15 protein-coding genes are annotated in these 16,424 nt (G+C 45.9%); 3 read left to right on the forward strand and 12 right to left on the reverse strand.

Annotated elements, in window-relative coordinates; genetic code table 11:
• Positions 1 to 2: 2 nt before the first annotated feature.
• Positions 3 to 1,619 (reverse strand): spore germination protein, encoded by a 1,617-nt coding sequence (locus NYR53_RS31475; protein WP_261302968.1) that lies wholly within the window; start codon positions 1,617 to 1,619, stop codon positions 3 to 5.
• Between the two features lie 19 nt (positions 1,620 to 1,638).
• Entirely contained in the window at positions 1,639 to 1,875 is a 237-nt protein-coding gene (locus NYR53_RS31480) for a hypothetical protein (RefSeq protein ID WP_261302969.1), read from the reverse strand.
• Between the two features lie 156 nt (positions 1,876 to 2,031).
• Between NYR53_RS31480 and NYR53_RS31485 the strand changes: the two genes are divergently transcribed.
• Positions 2,032 to 3,156 carry a GerAB/ArcD/ProY family transporter gene (locus NYR53_RS31485; protein WP_261302970.1) on the forward strand — a complete coding sequence of 375 codons (1,125 nt, stop codon included), beginning with the start codon at positions 2,032 to 2,034 and terminating at the stop codon, positions 3,154 to 3,156.
• A 77-nt stretch (positions 3,157 to 3,233) separates the two neighbouring features.
• Here NYR53_RS31485 and NYR53_RS31490 read toward each other — a convergent pair whose 3' ends face one another.
• The 6 genes from NYR53_RS31490 to NYR53_RS31515 form a co-directional block, all read right to left on the reverse strand.
• The gene (locus NYR53_RS31490; RefSeq protein ID WP_261302971.1) at positions 3,234 to 4,328 is read right to left on the reverse strand and encodes a glycoside hydrolase family 88/105 protein; all 1,095 of its coding nucleotides are present in this window, start codon (positions 4,326 to 4,328) and stop codon (positions 3,234 to 3,236) included.
• 54 nt (positions 4,329 to 4,382) lie between these two features.
• Positions 4,383 to 5,258 carry a carbohydrate ABC transporter permease gene (locus NYR53_RS31495; protein WP_261302972.1) on the reverse strand — a complete coding sequence of 292 codons (876 nt, stop codon included), beginning with the start codon at positions 5,256 to 5,258 and terminating at the stop codon, positions 4,383 to 4,385.
• A 48-nt stretch (positions 5,259 to 5,306) separates the two neighbouring features.
• Entirely contained in the window at positions 5,307 to 6,257 is a 951-nt protein-coding gene (locus NYR53_RS31500) for an ABC transporter permease (RefSeq protein ID WP_261302973.1), read from the reverse strand.
• A gap of 102 nt (positions 6,258 to 6,359) precedes the next feature.
• On the reverse strand, positions 6,360 to 7,889 hold the full coding sequence (locus tag NYR53_RS31505; RefSeq protein ID WP_261302974.1) for an extracellular solute-binding protein: 1,530 nt from the start codon (positions 7,887 to 7,889) through the stop codon (positions 6,360 to 6,362).
• 206 nt (positions 7,890 to 8,095) lie between these two features.
• Positions 8,096 to 8,335, reverse strand: coding sequence for a hypothetical protein (locus NYR53_RS31510; protein ID WP_261302975.1), 240 nt, complete (start codon positions 8,333 to 8,335; stop codon positions 8,096 to 8,098).
• The gene (locus NYR53_RS31515; protein ID WP_261302976.1) at positions 8,310 to 9,830 is read right to left on the reverse strand and encodes an extracellular solute-binding protein; all 1,521 of its coding nucleotides are present in this window, start codon (positions 9,828 to 9,830) and stop codon (positions 8,310 to 8,312) included. The genes NYR53_RS31510 and NYR53_RS31515 overlap by 26 nt, the downstream gene beginning before the upstream one ends.
• Positions 9,831 to 9,985: 155 nt before the next feature.
• Between NYR53_RS31515 and NYR53_RS31520 the strand changes: the two genes are divergently transcribed.
• Positions 9,986 to 12,307 carry a helix-turn-helix domain-containing protein gene (locus NYR53_RS31520; RefSeq protein WP_261302977.1) on the forward strand — a complete coding sequence of 774 codons (2,322 nt, stop codon included), beginning with the start codon at positions 9,986 to 9,988 and terminating at the stop codon, positions 12,305 to 12,307.
• A gap of 48 nt (positions 12,308 to 12,355) precedes the next feature.
• On the opposite strand, the gene NYR53_RS31525 is transcribed toward NYR53_RS31520, so the two are convergent.
• The 4 genes from NYR53_RS31525 to NYR53_RS31540 form a co-directional block, all read right to left on the reverse strand.
• Entirely contained in the window at positions 12,356 to 12,640 is a 285-nt protein-coding gene (locus NYR53_RS31525) for a hypothetical protein (RefSeq protein WP_057303996.1), read from the reverse strand.
• Positions 12,641 to 12,665: 25 nt separating this feature from the next.
• Positions 12,666 to 13,154, reverse strand: a complete 489-nt coding sequence (locus NYR53_RS31530) for a hypothetical protein (protein WP_261302978.1) — start codon at positions 13,152 to 13,154, stop codon at positions 12,666 to 12,668.
• A 270-nt stretch (positions 13,155 to 13,424) separates the two neighbouring features.
• Positions 13,425 to 14,261, reverse strand: a complete 837-nt coding sequence (locus NYR53_RS31535; protein ID WP_261302979.1) for a sugar phosphate isomerase/epimerase family protein — start codon at positions 14,259 to 14,261, stop codon at positions 13,425 to 13,427.
• Positions 14,262 to 14,283: 22 nt separating this feature from the next.
• Positions 14,284 to 15,360: a Gfo/Idh/MocA family protein gene (locus NYR53_RS31540; protein ID WP_261302980.1), complete on the reverse strand. Its 1,077-nt coding sequence runs from the start codon at positions 15,358 to 15,360 to the stop codon at positions 14,284 to 14,286.
• Between the two features lie 122 nt (positions 15,361 to 15,482).
• Here NYR53_RS31540 and NYR53_RS31545 point away from each other — a divergent pair, with 122 nt between their 5' ends.
• On the forward strand, positions 15,483 to 16,376 hold the full coding sequence (locus tag NYR53_RS31545; protein WP_261302981.1) for an AraC family transcriptional regulator: 894 nt from the start codon (positions 15,483 to 15,485) through the stop codon (positions 16,374 to 16,376).
• Positions 16,377 to 16,424 lie beyond the last annotated feature (48 nt).

Below are 16,424 nucleotides of genomic sequence, written 5' to 3' on the forward strand. Positions count from 1 at the left end.
TCCTACTCCTTGCTGTTCGGTTGTTGGGGACGCAACGACCTTTTCATTCGCTGTGGATTACTTTTTGCAGTCTCATCCGGACGCTCTGTCAAACTCCACCAAGGTGCCCGTACAAACACATCTTTTAAGTCACCAAAATGCAATGGGGCCAAAGGTGACAAATAGGGTATGCCGAACGAACGAAGGCGGCACATATGACTCATGATGAACAACATGCCTAAGAGTATTCCGTATAATCCCAGCGATCCGGCTAAAAACATCATGGGAAATCGCAGCATTCTAATCGCGACCGCCTGACTGAAGCTGGGAATGATAAATGAAGCTATTCCGGTGATGGATACGACAATAACCATGGGGGCGGAAACAATGCCAGCCTGAACGGCGGCCTGACCAATTACCAAAGCTCCGACAATACTCACCGACTGTCCTACAGGCCTAGGCAGACGTACACCAGCTTCCCGCAATCCTTCAAAAGCTATTTCCATCAGCAAGGCTTCGACAATAGCTGGAAAGGGGACCGTTTCACGGGAGGAAGCCACACTGTATAACAGGGTTGACGGAACCATTTCCTGATGAAATGTTAATAGTGCAATATAGAGCGATGGTAAAAACAAGGCGATCACCAGAAACAAAAAACGGATCCAACGGATCGCCGTCGAAATCGTAAAGCGCCCATAATAGTCTTCGCTCGCCTGCAGCATTTCATAAAAAGTTACCGGAACATATAGGGCAAAGGGCGTATTATCGATAATAATCGCTACTTTCCCTTCCAATATATTGCCAACAATTTTATCCGGTCGTTCCGTGCTCTGCACCTGGGGGAAAATGGACCGCGGATTGTCTTCAATGAATTCCTCGATATATCCGCTTTCCAGAATCGCATCGATGTCAATCCTGCCGATTCTTTCGCGGACTTCCGCCACTAGTGATTCATCAGCAATATGATCCAAGTAAGTAATGACGATCTCGGTTTTTGATAACCGTCCTACTTTCATCGCTTCCATTTTAAGCTGGGGGGTTTTCAATCTCCTGCGAATAAGACTGGTATTGGTCCGCAGGTTTTCCGTAAACCCGTCCCTAGGACCGCGGATCACAGCTTCGGTCGCCGGTTCTTCAACCGATCGGGACTCCCATTCTCTCGCACTGATGAATATAGCCTGTCCTGCGCCGTCAAGAATCAATGCGGTATCCCCAGACAAAACGTGATCTATCACATCTTGGAAATTAGTTCCGCTGCTTATCTGTGCAGCAGAAATCACATGATTCCGAAGCAAAATCTCCATGTCCTCATAGCGAAGGATCGCTTGTGTTAGCTGATTTCCCCCATATTCCAGCAGAGGTTTTATGACATCATCGTCAATCAATTTCATGTTGACAAGGCCATCTAATAAAAGAAGCGTCCCCTTTTGCGTCTCGCCCACTTGAAAATCCCTAAACACAATATCAGAAGAACGATCAAAGATCATTTTCAATTGTTCTACATTCTGTAAAAGATTTGTGCTAAGCAGATCATTTTCCAAGGGTTCCCTGCGGATTGCGGCTGATTGTTCCAGAAAGTTCTTATTCTTTCGTTGAGAAGCCACTAAACTTTTCAACCAACCTAACTTTCCTTTTTCCATGCCACCTTCCCCCTCACTACTAAGCCTTTATTTTTTTGACCACTACAAAGAAAAGATAACCTACTGACATAATAACCGCAGTGATCATATAGAAAGCTCCCATTACAGCCAACAGCATTTCCAAAACAGTAAACGTATAAAAATTTATTTGGCCCAAAAATTTAGACGAAACTTCATGTAAGTAAAAATACATACTCCATCCAATGAAAGCGATGAGTACGATGGTAAAGCATAGATGACGAAACTTCTTCATCATTTCTCCTCCGACACGCGAGCTGTTCTATTCAATTTCTATTTACCTATCTTTTGACAATTTGAGGTAAACGATACCTAAACCATAAACAATATTTCGTTTAAAAAAGATCATGAACGTTAATAATGATATCTAATTCGCGGAAAAGGTGAGGGCGATATGAAACTGGAGAAAATAAGTATCAAACAACTCTTTCTTCTTATGTTAGCTTTTGAAATCGGGAGTGCTATCATTTTTTCATTAGGGGCGGAAGCTAAACAAGATGCTTGGCTGACCGTATTAATAGGTATGGTGTTCGGATTTATTTTAATCTCCGTCTTCACTAAATTATCCGAGTATTATCCAGGTCATTCATTGATTCAGATCATTCAACAACTGATGGGCAAGTTTTTTGGATATCCATTATGTATCACTTATATTATTTATTTTACCTCTCAAGCTGCGAGGATCAGTCGAGATTTCTCCGAACTTATGCTTTCTACAATTTTAGTTGGAACTCCAAGTATTTTTATACTTGCAAGCTTTGTAGTCGTTATCATTTATACGCTCCGCGGTGGCATTGAAGTGTTTGGACGAATGGCAGAATTGGTATTTCCCGTTGTTCTGATCATATCCATGAGTACATGGTTGATCGTCTATATATCCGGGGTTGTTGACATGAAGCACCTTACACCTTTTCTTGGTTCAGGAATAAAAAACATATGGAAAGAGTCATTTCCCTATCAAACTAGCCTGCCCTTTGGGGAATTGGTTATATTCACCATGATATGGCCAGCGTTAAAGGACAATGTGAAGCTTAAAAAAGTAGCGATGGCTGCCGTTTTGACAGCAGGAGTTTTATTATCCCTTAATATATTAGGCATGGTCTCCGTTCTAGGGCCTCAATTGTACGGTATGTTAAATTATCCTCTACTATCGGCGATACGAATGGTTTCCGTGGCGGATTTTCTCGAGCGGGTCGATGCTGTGGTTATCATGCTAATGGTAGCAGGGGGATTTTTTAAAGTTGGTATCTACATATATGGCGCCTCGGTTGGGACAGCCCAATTATTAAATTTGAAGAGCCATCACTTCGTTCTTATACCGCTTGGTGCGATTATTGTCCCTCTTGGTCAGATCATGGTTAAAACATATGCAGAGCACCTAGCGATAGGATTAAAATTTGACATGACCTATCTGCATCTCCCCTTGCAGTTTGTCATACCCAGTTTGTTGCTGATTATGGCCTATTTACATAATAGGGTACTGTCCCACAGTGATCCTACATTGCGGCAAAGGCAATAACGATTTAGTAAGTTTCACGAAAAATAAGGCTGAACACGAATATGTGTCCAGCCTCTTAAGCACAAAACTTAGGATTCTTACTTCATGAGTGACTGCACTTCTACACACGCCATCACAAATGTGCCCACTCCATGCAGGTCGTTCTCACTAGTCGGACGAGTCACATAGTTCTCATAATCGCCCGCTGACGTTCCGATACAGATGAGTGGCAATATCATCCGTTCCTGCTCGTCGAACTGCAGCGTTCGGATCAGTCCTTCATATCCCTTCACGGCTGCATCCAGACATTCTTGACCAACAACTCCGTGTTTAATCGCTTTGGCAATCGTATATACGAACAGATTCGTACAGGATGTCTCCAGCCAGTTATCGGGCTGCTCACCCTTGTCAACGATTTGATACCAAAGTCCGCTCTCCGGATCTTGATACCGAATCAAGGCATAAACGAAATCACGCAGCGAGTTAACTAACTCTTCGCGGCCTGGTTCGTCAGGTGAAAGTTCATCTAGGAATTGTGTGACCGCTAAGCCGTACCAGCCGAGTGAGCGGCCCCAAAATTCCGGTGAGCATCCGGTTTCGGCATTCGCCCACGGCATCTTGCGGCTTTCGTCCCAGGCATGGTACAGCAGCCCCGTCTCTTCGTCTTTCATATATTTACGCATTAGTTTCTCTTGATGCAGCACGGTTCCACGCAAGTCGTGATCTCCATAAGCATTCGCATATTTCAATGAGAAAACACCTGCCATATACAAACCATCCAACCACATGTTGTAGGCATATTTATCTTTATGCCAGTAACCGCCCTCCGTAGTGAGATTCAGCGTGTTCAGCAAGTTTCTTAGCTTATCCGCAGCGATTCGGTACTTGCTGTGTCCTGTCCGCTTTTCCAACCGGAATAACAAAAGCCCTGCTTGTACCGCATCCAGCTCATCCCGCGCGAAATAGAGATTGCCGTGTTCGTCGATCAAACTATCCACATAAGCCTGAATGTAGGCGTCATAGCGCTCATCTTGTTCAGATTCCCACAGCATTTCCATGCCGCATAAGAAAACACCCTGATGATAATGCCAGCGCCCAGCGGGCGGCAGCTCCATTGGCGTGTACGTGCTCATAATTGAATCGCAGGCAGCTCGTGCCCATTCGATGGGTGATTTTACAAAATGATGAGTCATATTGAATTTCCTCTCTATGTCAAAATAGATTTTCGGATGAATTGAAATCCCTTCCTATCCCTTAATGGAGCCGATCATAGCCCCTTTAGCAAAGTGCTTTTGCAAGAACGGATACACACACAGGATCGGTAAAGTCGCAACGACGATAACAGCCATCTTAATCGATTGCGCAGGAGGCGGTGTGACACTATCCAAATCCGCACTGACATCCATCCCGCTGGCGAGCACGACAATTTGTCTGAGGAGAACCTGAATCGGCCACTTCGCACTCTCATTCAAGTAAAGAATTGCGCTGAGGTAAGTATTCCAATACGTCACAGCGTAAAATAACGAAATGGTTGCGATTGCCGGCATCGATAAAGGCAGCACAATTCGAAACAAAATACCAAAGTCGCTGCAGCCATCGATCTTGGCTGACTCTTCGAGTCCCTCTGGGATGTTTTGAAAGAAATTTTTCAAAATAATTAAATTAAATGCACTGATGGCCGTAGGAAGAATCAACGAAGCATAAGTGTCGATCATTCCCAGTTCCTTCACAACCAGGAAAGTCGGAACCAATCCGCCGTGAAACAACATCGTAAACACCACAAGAAACATGATGATTTTTCTTCCATCCACGTCTTTACGGGACAAACCGTAGGCCATCAGGGCTGTGATAAACATACTGATGATCGTACCCGCAAGCGTAGTACCAATTGAAACGCCCATGGCTTTAAAAATCGTATTCGTCGAGAAAATGAATCGATAGGCCTCTATGCTCCAATCCGTCGGAATGATGACAAATTTCTTGGCAGCCATTTCCGCGCTGGTCGTAAACGATCCCGCTACAACGTGTACAAAGGGGATAAGCGTAACGAGACCAATGATCGTTAGTAATAAATAATTGATGATACCAAACATTCTGCCGCCAAGCGTTTTATCTTCTACCATGGTTAACCTCCTAAGAGTTTTGCTTTAGCAAAACTTACTTCGTAAGCACTAATAAACGCCCTCTTCGCCCATCTTCTTGGCAATCCGGTTGACTAACATAACCAGCACAAGTCCAATAAACGATTTGAACAATCCGATCGCAGCACTGTAACTGAATTGTCCTTGTTTTAACCCTGCCGTATATACATAAGTATCAATGATCTCCGCAACATTTCGGTTCATGGAGTTGAGAAGCAAGTAGACATGTTCAAAACCGAGTTCGAGAACCGCACCAATTTTCAAAATTAACAAAACAATGATGACACTTCGAATAGCAGGCAATGTAATATGCCAGATTTGTCTAATCCGTCCCGCACCATCCATACGCGCAGCTTCATACAACCCAGGATCGATAGAAGCAATCGCCGCCAGATAAATAATCGTCCCCCAACCCGCTTCCCTCCATATAACCTGAAGAATATAGATCGGTCTGAACCATTCTGGGGCTAACAAGAAATTTATCTTTTCAAATCCGAAAAACTCAATAATATCATTGATAATTCCGCCATCCATCGTCAGCATAACGAAACTGATCGAGACGATAATAACCCAGGACATAAAGTGTGGCAGATAGACAATCGTTTGAAATACTTTTTTGAAAAGATCCCCTTTGACCTCATTTAGCATGAGCGCCAGAAGAATCGGAATCGGAAAATAAAACAAGAGATTCATGACAAATAAAATTAATGTATTGCTCAAAATAATCAAGAAATCAGGCTCTGTAAACAAACGCCGAAAATGCTCTAAACCAACCCATTCACTCCCGCTAACCCCTTTAAAAGGCTTATAATTCTGAAACGAAATGATCAATCCGTACATAGGGATATATTTGAAAACGAGAAAGTACAAGACTCCCGGCAGCAGCATGACGTAGATCCATTTGTTTTTCCAGAGTCGTCTACCCAGCTCACTGCTTTGTTTCCTAGCCACCACGCGTTGTGCTACATTCACTTCCTGCATAAGATTTCTTCCTTTCCGGGTGGTTCATAAAAAGCGAGAAGACTGCTACTGATGACACAGCAACCCTCCCAACTTCAATCTGCCTGATTAGCAACTATCTCATTATTTTTTATAAACAGCGTTGTATTCCTCGATAATTTTGCTGCCGCCACGGCTCTTCCAATCTTCAATAGCCTTATCAAAACCAGCCTTATCAATCGTGCCATAGATATATTTGTTCGTTGCATCTTTAATCACATCTTGAAGTTGAACGCCTTTTTCCTGATTCGTTTTCGAATCCAGAGCAGCTACCGGATCCTGCACAGCGAACTTCAGATTGGCAATCTTGAGTTCATCTGCTTTACCTTGAGCAGGAATCGTAGGAATACCCAAGTATCTGCCGGAAGTATCTTCATCACCAATAGCCGCGTCCGTGAACGGCTTAACTTCGCGTGTCCACTTCTCTTCATCCAGCTTCTTCGCTTTATTGTCGATTACGCTGTAGTGAGCATCTTTAATACCCCAGTTTGCAACATTGGCAACTTCAGGCGTCATCATTTTGTCAAAGAAAGCCAAGACCTTCTTTAGCTCAGCTTCTGTTTTCGTAGCGGATTTCGGGAACAAAATGACGTTCGCATAGCCAGGAAGAGCCCATGCTGCGAATTTACCGCTTGGCCCAGCAACCATACTGTGCACATCTACCACTGCTGTAGGCACGTTTTTGATCAAATCTTTATTGAGAGATGAAACATCCGTCATGGCACCGATATACATACCCGCTGTACCATTGGTGAACAGCTTCTGTTGATCCGTTTTACTTGTAGCCGCGAAATCTTTGTTGATAAGTCCACCATCACGCAGCTTCTTGTAGTAATCCATCGTCGCTACATATTCGGGGAACATGAACTCAGGCTGCAGCTTGCCATCTTTGATACCCCAATTGTTCGGCACGCCGAACCAAGTGGCAACGGTTTTGAATGATCCGTAAATGAGATCGTTACGATCCGTTAAGCCGATGGTATCCTTTTTGCCGTTGCCGTCTGGATCATTTTCAGTGAACGCCTTCATCATGGCTGCCAAATCTTCCGTAGTAGCAGGCGGCTTCAGTCCTAGCTTATCCGCCCAATCTTTCCTATAGATGAGGCCTTGACGGGCAATGTCTACACCGCGATAGAGCGTGTAAAGCTTGCCATCCACTTTCGTATTATCATTGGTCGTGGATTTCAATTTACTTAGGTTCGGGAAGTCCTTCAGCAAAGGACCAATTTCCCAGAATTGTCCGTCACGAATAGCCGATTTCATCTGAATAAATGTCGCTTGGTTCTTCAGGTAAGTGACTTGCGGCAGTGCGCCTGTAGCGAACGTTGTATTCAGCTTCTCCTCGTACGTATCTGCCGGGAAAAATTGATACGTTAACTTCGTATTCGTTAATTTTTCAAGTTCTTTAATAATCGTATCCGGCGGCGTTTGCGCTGTGTTCAGCGGTGCCATAATCGTGATCGCCGTCGGTTTGTTGTCTGCCGTTGCTTTAGGCGGCTCCACCACACCAGTCGTAGCTGCAGGAGTTGACTTCCCCCCGTCTGAGCAAGCTGCCAGTGCGAAGCTGGTAATAAGCAGAAAGCTAAGTGGAATCGAGACTAATTTTCTCTTCATAATGGTTAGACCTCCGCGAAATTGTTGTGTGCTACAAGTTTCACACTACACGGCCGCAGGGAGGTACCGAAATAATCATTTACTCATCTAAGCCTCGTTTGGCATAGGATGTGAGATGATGATTATCGGTGGGGGAGATGATTATCCGCGGGGCGATGAAAATCAACGTCTCAGCTTGCAATCTAACCAGCTAGGTGCTCTTCCTGCTACTTTAGTAAACCAACTCGCGCGCGCTCATCGGCGGCTTTTACGATGAAAAACATCGTATCAGCCTTAACCCGGTCTCCCCCATGACTGCCCAATTCCTCTCCAGCAGCGCACCAAAACGTAAAAAAAACCGCCGCGCACCAGCGCCAGCGGTTTCCCCTCTTTCCTCTTTCCTCTTTCCTCCTTCCTCCTTCACTTTCACTTTCCCAATCCTCAACCTCGCCTACCATAAGCCTCATTGTACTCTCTGATCATCTGGCTGCCGCCATTCCGCTTCCAGCGATCAATCTCTTGCTGGAACGCGGCTTTGTCCAGTTTCCCTAAGATGTAATTGTACGTAGCGTCAGATACAATTTTGTACAATTCGACGCCTCGCTCGTCGTAGGTCTTCGACTCCAGACCAACGGTCGGGTCTTTGACGACGTTTTTCTCGTTGTCCAAGCTCAGTCGGTCCGCGAGCTGCGACAAGGACTCGCTCTCCGAGACGCGCATGACTTTCGGATTGCTCAGATCGGCAATCATGAGTGCATACAGCGCATTCACTTCATTTACGCGGAGCTTAGAAGTCTCTTCCGTGAGTTGAACTTGATCCCCTTTGGCTGTGTAATGACGTCCTTCCAGCCCGTACTTCATCAAGTTGGCGACATCTTTATCCATCGAACGATCAAAAAATTGCAGCACCTGTTTCAATTCCGCTTCGGTACGGATCGCTTTTTTCGAGAACAGGTAGAGCGCACTGTAGTTGGGAATCGACCAAATCCGAAAACCCATCGGGCCTTCGACATGATTCACAAGCGTGAACTTCGCCTGAGGATTAATCAGCTGAGCTTCATCCGAAAGACGCTGCACATCCTGCATGCTGCCAATATAGACGCCCGCAATGCCGCGAATGAGTTTATCGCGCTGAACTTCCTTACTGGTGACTGCGAAATCGGCATTGATCAGCTTCTCGTCATACAATTTCTTCATGTAGTTCATCGTGTCCACGTAGGCTTGTGTTTCGAACTCAGGCACGAGCTTCCCATCCGCTAAACCCCAGTTATTCGGTGTGCCAAAGTAAGAACTGAGCGTTTTGAACGCGCCAAAAACCAAATCATTCCGGTCCGTCAAACCGATGGTATCTACTTTCCCATTCAGATCAGGATCACCGAACGTAAAAGCCTTCAACACCTGATACAGTTCATCCAAATTCGTCGGCTTAGCCAGCTTCAGATTGTTCAGCCAATCCTCACGAATAATAATGCCCTGCCGAGAGGAAGGCCGCTCGGTGTACAAGCCATAGATTTTGCCATCGACAGCAGCCTGGCCCAAAATCTCCTTGTTCAGCTGTTTCAGATTCGGGTACGCCGCCAAGTAAGGTCCGATATCCCAGAATGCGCCGGAACGGATCGAATTTTTCATCAGCATGTAATCTGTATATTTCACATAAGTTGCTTTTTTCAGTGAGTTTGTGGTGAGTGCGGTGTTCATTTTATCGGTATATATGCCGTCTGGAACCCAGTTTAGATCAAGCTTAGTTTGTGTGCGATTTTCGATTTCCTGAACCAATTCAGGGATGGGTGGATGAGGAAAATGCAGCGGTGCCATGATCGATATAACGGGACGGTTTCCGTTCACATCATCTGTCTTTTTCGAGCTGTTCTTCTGACAAGCACTGATCAAAGCAACCATCAGCAGCCCTATCAAAAGGAGACCAAAAAGCTTGAACCCTTTGCCACATAAACTTGTTCTCATGAGAGCTTCCCCCTTATAACAGCAGTGTTTTATAGTCAGAATCAGAGAAAATGATTATCCCTCAATCAGATGATTATTGCTCTTCACGTAAGTCTTGACTACAATACATAGATAGCCTGAATGATCATCCTCAAGATAGATAGGTGTTGGATGCGATGCGCTCTTTAAGTTTTCTTAGCAAAATGACCATATTCGGGTTCCTGCTTAGCACGCTGCCGGTTATCTTCATCGGCGCTTTCGCCTTCGTCACCTCGTCAAGCGAAATTCAAAAGAATGTCAACGAAGGTAAAATGCAGTTAATCACCCAAATCAACTCCAATGTAGAGCAGAAATTAACGACTGTCAACCATACACTTAATCAGGTCATCAACTCTACCGTGCTCAAAAAGGCGATGGATATGCCGCTAACTGTAAACGATTTCATGATGTATGATGACCTGCGCAGCGAAATTCGATATATGCAATCTTTTGATACCAAGCTGGAAGATGTCATCTTGATCAATGCCAGGGAAAACTGGATGATTAAGAATTCGGGCTTGTACCGCTATGACAGCTACCCTTATTACGATAAGCTTATGACCCTGATGAACACGCAGGAGAACAGCGTTTGGACGCTGAGTCCCTCCAAGTGGTTTTTCACCGAAGAAAATGCGCGAAGCGTTACCTGTGACTACAGTATTTCTCTGGTTAAAAAGCTGCCCACTACCGGTCTGGAGAAATACGGTCTGGCTCTGGCTAACATTCCTGCCTGCAGCCTGCAGGATTTGATCCAAAACGATACCGAGCATCTGGATGACATCCTGATTATGGACGAACAGAGTCGGATTCTCATGCATCCGGATCCAAGCCTCATCGGCAAATCCATCATCGAAGCTGGGCTTTCAGATTTGAAGCAGTTAGAGGCGCCAATGGGCCAGTTCTCAGCGAATATTAACGAGAAACCTTATTCCGTCAGCTTCCTGCGTTCCAACCTCAACAACTGGACCTATTTATCCTTAACCTCCATCGACAGCTTGACGAAAGAATCCAGTAAAATCGGAACCTATACGATCTATGTATGCGTCCTGATGCTGCTCCTCTCCATGGTCTTAGCTTGGCTAGGTTCGCGCAAAATGTATTCGCCGATCCAGCTTCTTTTGAACCAAATCGGAGGACTTGTGACTGTGAATCAGAAGCGGAAGGCCAATGAGTTCCAAATGATCAGCGAGCATGTCCATACCTTGTTCCAATCGAAGTCACAACTGGAAAGAGAAGTCCACCAACATATCGGACAGGTCCGGACGTTTTTCTTAATCAAGGCTTTTCAAGGACATATCAAACAGAGCGAGCTGCTGGAGAAGCTGGCGCAATTCGGCTATAACAAGCACATTGAAGAGTGGAAAACGATGTCGGTGATCACGATGCAGATCGATTCGATCGACAATACGCGTTACGAAAAACGGGATATGGAACTGCTGCTCTTCGCCGTGCACAATATGATCGAGGAACTGATTCCTTCGCAGCAGCGTCTCACACCTATCATTATTGACCAGACCGTGGTCACTTTGATCGGAAGTGCCGATAGCGAAGAAGCTGCCTTTCGCAATATCGTGTATGCACTAACCGAGCAGATGCAGCAGCATATCTATAGCTTCCTGACTCTCCATGTCAGTATCGGGATGAGCCTACCGATTCATGCTTTTTCGCAGATGGCGATTGCCTACCGGGAAGGTCTGGAGGCTTTGAAGCATCGCATCAAGCTGGGTGAGGGCATCATCATTCAATATGAAAATATTAACTCGGGGAAGCATTACTTGAATTTAAACTACCCGAAGCTGATCGAGAACGAATTGATGGATGCGATCAAGCTAGCCGAAAAGGATAAGTCCAAAGAGCTGCTGAAGCAGCTGCTGCAAGCGGTATTCGCAGCTCCCCTGACGCCTCAGGAGTATCAAATCCCATTGGCACGGCTGCTCAACAACCTGCTCATGGTGATGCAGGAATCCGGAATCAGCTTGAATCAGATTCATCCGAACAAAGGGTCCCTTTTCGAGGAGCTCCTCAATTTGCATATGACAGCCGAAATCGAGGACTGGTTCTGGACAGAGGTCATTCACCCGCTTATTCGCATTTATCGCGACCGGCAGGATGCCCAGTACCACAACATTTCCGAGAAGATTATTGATCTTGTGCAGCACTATTACGACACCGATCTGACGCTTGAGGAATGCGCCTCTCGGCTGCATTATAACGCGAATTATTTGAGCAGTATTTTCCGCAAAGAAACGAACTGCTCCTTTAGTGACTACTTATCGACCTACCGGTTCAATATGGCTAAGAAATGGCTATCCGAAACCGATATGCCAATCAAGGATATCTCTTCCAAGCTTCGCTATAACAATTCGCAAAACTTCATCCGTTCGTTCCGCAAGCAAGAAGGCTTAACCCCCGGCCAGTATCGGGACAAAAAGAAAGAAGGCTCGGCACCTAATGGGTAGGTTCCTTGCCTTCCTTCCTTGCTTGTCTATAATCCTAGCAACCAAATGCTAGGTTGTTGGTTTGACCGCAGCTTTGAGTGCCGCACGATTATCCCATAAAAACGATACAACACTGTTACGTTCTTCAAAGAACGATTCCTTCTCATCTACATAGTCTTGGCCCAGTCCATGAACGCTGAAACGATCATCGGAGTAGTTCATCAAAGTCCATTGCCCTCCGCGTTTGTTGTCAGCAAACACAAGATAGAGTTTCTCTCCTGAAGCGTCCCATTTCGCAAATGATGAAAAATTGTCCAAAATCTCACCAATGTCGTTTTTCTTTTTGATTTGCATGATCGTATCCTCTCTTTCATTTATTTTAGGCAAGTTTACTTAAAAGCACTGTTTCCGTTTCCGTTTCCTTTTCTGTCTCCTGAAGCTTGGTTTTCCACTCCATTTTATGTTGTGAAACGGTTAAAAATATGTGCTTATAGCCTTCTGATATCGTCAAAACTGGTTTACCGTAGACAAGTGACTGAGACAAACGGTAGGTTGCTTGTTCAACATCTTTCGTAGTGTCATTCTGTTTCCGCAGGATAATAAGCAGCTGCATACAACCAAAGACCTTAAACTGGTTACTGCACTCAGTATGATCCACGTCATACCAATCCATTTTTTCAACTTCTTGAACCGTAAAAACGTTGGAGTCTCCTAATTCATTCTCAAGTGTAATTTCACTTAGCTGGATGTTGGTTTTGTTTAATTCGTATGCGACCTGTTCTAAGGCTTGCTTCTTCGTTTGGGCTTGAATGAGGTATGAAATATTAGCATGAAAGGTTGCCTCTGCGATATAGTCTTCTTGTTCCATTTCCCCTTTGATATCTCCTTTAAATTCATGATGTGTTATGTTCTATGGACAAGAAAATACTATAAGAAAATGGATAAAAAGGTTGTCATTCCGTAGGGTGGGATTTTAGGAACCTTTGTCGAATAATTTTTTACTGGTATAAAATGAAAAGGCCTTGCCCACGTAAGGTGGCCGTGAACACTTGCGTCAGCAAGCTTCTTCATCACGTCTATGCCATCCTTACTACAGGCGAGCCCATCTCAAATAACCATTACCTTCTATGTTGAAAAATCAAATTCCAGCTGCCGCATACACTTTGTCGAAGCCGGCTTTGGAACGCTGAACTAAACTCTCAGGGGACTCTGTTGGCGGCGCTGCCGTCAATATTTCCTGAGAGACAGCCCCCTTATAACCTATCCGTTGCAATCCTTGCAGGAAGCCTACCAAGTCGATTACACCTTCACCTGGATATAAACGTGCGTTATCCAGCACTTCCTCCACGGGAACGTCTGGTGCGTCGTTAATGTGAACATGCACGATTTGCTCGGCGCGAAGCTTCTCAATATCGGCCACCGTTAGCCCGTTCGTGTACCAATGGTACGCGTCGAACAATAAGCCAACATTGCTCTCGCCAATGGCGTCGATCCAATCCAACGTCTCATCCAGCGTCCAGATGAACGGATGCTTCCAACGGGTACGTAGATGATGCGGACCCACGAACTCTAGTCCAAGACGGATGCCGTAGGCACCTAGGATTTGAGCACAAGTACGCAGTCTGCGTGTGGCTAACGCCATGAAATGCGCAGCGCCCAAATCTGTTGAAGGCAACACGTACGTGCAGCAGCTCGTACATCCTAGCGCAGCAGCAGCGGCTGCCGCCTGTGTCAGCTTCGGCAAGTCTACACGGAAAGTCTCTTCCGTCCCTCGCCATTCAACCGGCAAACCGATGGAACCAATGACGAGGCCATGTTTATGAAGCAGCTCACGTGCCCCAGCTACACTGTAGCTCTCTACTAGACCAAGCGCGTCGATATCGACGGCCTCGAAGCCATATTTTGCCGCCAACTCTATGAATTGTTCATTACTTTCAAGCTTGCCGAGTCCAGCCCCTGTTAATCCTCTAAGCATGGTAATCCCTCCAAGTGTGATGTTATTCGTTCCAGTTCAGCTTCACTTCATTCCCAGTTCGTGAAGATTCGTAAATGGCATCGAGAATAAGATTGTTCGTATAGCCGGAGAGTGCCGATGTAATCGGTTGTTTACCTTCGCGAATGCAATCTAGGAAATGGAGGCTAAGGCGCAGACGTTCACCCTCATCATCATCCGGTTTCTTCAGATCGGTCTCGATCGCTTTGTTAAACTTCTCCGTTAACAGCTTACCGTTAGCTCCGCGATAGCTTGCTCCGCCTTCTGTTCCCATCAGGTGAACGAACGGTGTATTGTCCGTATCCATATGTACGGCCCAGCTTACTTCCAGCGTCAGCGTGCTGCCATCTTCCATGCGAATCAAAGCAGTAGCCAAATCTTCGACGTCGTACGTACCGTTCCAGTTTGGCGTACCCCATGTTCCGATTCCTTTGCGGCGAGGCCCGAATTCGGCATACGTAGCGCCCGATACTGACACTGGCTTCGGATTCCCCATCAAGTAGAGGGCAAGATCCAACATATGAACGCCAATATCAATCAGCGGACCTCCGCCCGACTCCTCCATTTTCGTAAACCAAGTGCCCCAACCGGGAATACCCTTGCGGCGGAACCAACCTGTTTTCGCTGTATAAATTTTGCCTAGCTCGCCGGCATCGACCTGCTCCTTGATCTGAAGCGGAACGGATTCCCAGCGCATTTGGTGGCCGATCATGACGACTTTATCTGATGCTTGACTGGCCTTATAAATTTGTTTGGCCGCTTCCGCGTTGATACCCATTGGCTTCTCAATCAGCACATGCTTGCCCGCTTCAATCGCTTGAACAGCAAGCGAAGCATGGTGCATATTAGGCACGCCGATAATAACAGCGTCTACATTTGCACTTTGAATAAGTTCTTCTGGGGTTGCTGGTACGTAAGCAATACCGTGTTCCTGTGCGCGTGCTTCCGCGAGTGGCAGATAGGCATCCGTAATCGCCGTAATTTCACATAAATTGCCTAGCTTCGAAAATTCACGAATGTGAACCCCGCCAATATTCCCCGCTCCAATAATACCTACTCTAATTTTGTTAACGCTTCCCACTGTTCGTTCCTCCTCATATGCACATCCTGTTCGATCTCCTTTTATGGTAAAATAAGTGCAGCAAGAAGTCGTACCGTTATTTCGGAAAACGTCCCATTTTTTCGAAGGAGATCAGCCTCACTATGACGTACTTTCCCGATTATCTCAAAACGTACCCCAATATGGACTCGTCTTTCCCTTTCCATTTCAGCAGGAATACGCTCGACCATGGTTTTCGGGCACATCGCCATGATTACCTAGAGTTCTCTTATGTCGTCCATGGCCGGGGAGCAGAAACCATAAATGACGTGAAACATCCGATGACACCAGGCACCTTTACGTTCGTACTGCCCTATCAGGTGCATGAAATATTTACAGATCCGGGGGAGCATCTCGTCCTGTTCAACTGCTCATTCAGTATGGACCTGCTTATGGAGCCAGGGAACGATCAAGGCTTGTCCAGACTGTTTCATGATACGAATACCTTGCCGGGCTATGTCCAACTGAATGGGCAAGATCAACTGCAAATGAGTGCTCTCATTGAAGATATGTACAAAGAGTACAACGCGAACGAACGCTACAGGCAGACACTGCTGAAAGCGAGGCTGAAGGAAATCCTTGTTCGGTTCGATCGGTATCGTTGGAAACAAGCGGGGCAGGCTGAAGTCACGGCCATATCGCCGCTCTCAGGGGCCAAAACGAGTCCTTCCGTGTGGCCCATCATTCACTACATCCACCGGAACTATCAAGAGGATCTGGCCTTGTCAGACCTCGCGACACGGTTCACGATGAGTGTGTCCCGCATCAGCGAGGTCATTAAACAAACGACCGGCCAAACGTTCGTTCATTTCCTTCACGATCTGCGACTGCGCCATGCGTGCAGCTTGCTTGTATCCACCGACATGAGCGTGACGGAGATTGCCTTGGAGGTCGGGTATGGCTCGTATAAAACATTTTCCCGCATTTTTCGGGAAAGCAAAGGCATCGTGCCGAAGGATTATCGCAAAGCCGAGTATGGTCGACGAGTGACGCAATGATAGACGACTCGGGTCTTATGGGAGCAACCATCAAACATAGTCAACGCA

Source organism: Paenibacillus andongensis (assembly GCF_025369935.1).
Lineage (GTDB): Bacteria > Bacillota > Bacilli > Paenibacillales > NBRC-103111 > Paenibacillus_E > Paenibacillus_E andongensis.

Coding starts and splice junctions, on each gene's coding strand:
- NYR53_RS31475 (WP_261302968.1), bottom strand. CDS start 1,619: ATGGAAAAAGGAAAGTTAGGTTGGTTGAAAAGTTTAGTGGCTTCTCAA.
- NYR53_RS31480 (WP_261302969.1), bottom strand. CDS start 1,875: ATGATGAAGAAGTTTCGTCATCTATGCTTTACCATCGTACTCATCGCT.
- NYR53_RS31485 (WP_261302970.1), top strand. CDS start 2,032: ATGAAACTGGAGAAAATAAGTATCAAACAACTCTTTCTTCTTATGTTA.
- NYR53_RS31490 (WP_261302971.1), bottom strand. CDS start 4,328: ATGACTCATCATTTTGTAAAATCACCCATCGAATGGGCACGAGCTGCC.
- NYR53_RS31495 (WP_261302972.1), bottom strand. CDS start 5,258: ATGGTAGAAGATAAAACGCTTGGCGGCAGAATGTTTGGTATCATCAAT.
- NYR53_RS31500 (WP_261302973.1), bottom strand. CDS start 6,257: ATGCAGGAAGTGAATGTAGCACAACGCGTGGTGGCTAGGAAACAAAGC.
- NYR53_RS31505 (WP_261302974.1), bottom strand. CDS start 7,889: ATGAAGAGAAAATTAGTCTCGATTCCACTTAGCTTTCTGCTTATTACC.
- NYR53_RS31510 (WP_261302975.1), bottom strand. CDS start 8,335: ATGAGGCTTATGGTAGGCGAGGTTGAGGATTGGGAAAGTGAAAGTGAA.
- NYR53_RS31515 (WP_261302976.1), bottom strand. CDS start 9,830: ATGAGAACAAGTTTATGTGGCAAAGGGTTCAAGCTTTTTGGTCTCCTT.
- NYR53_RS31520 (WP_261302977.1), top strand. CDS start 9,986: ATGCGCTCTTTAAGTTTTCTTAGCAAAATGACCATATTCGGGTTCCTG.
- NYR53_RS31525 (WP_057303996.1), bottom strand. CDS start 12,640: ATGCAAATCAAAAAGAAAAACGACATTGGTGAGATTTTGGACAATTTT.
- NYR53_RS31530 (WP_261302978.1), bottom strand. CDS start 13,154: ATGGAACAAGAAGACTATATCGCAGAGGCAACCTTTCATGCTAATATT.
- NYR53_RS31535 (WP_261302979.1), bottom strand. CDS start 14,261: ATGCTTAGAGGATTAACAGGGGCTGGACTCGGCAAGCTTGAAAGTAAT.
- NYR53_RS31545 (WP_261302981.1), top strand. CDS start 15,483: ATGACGTACTTTCCCGATTATCTCAAAACGTACCCCAATATGGACTCG.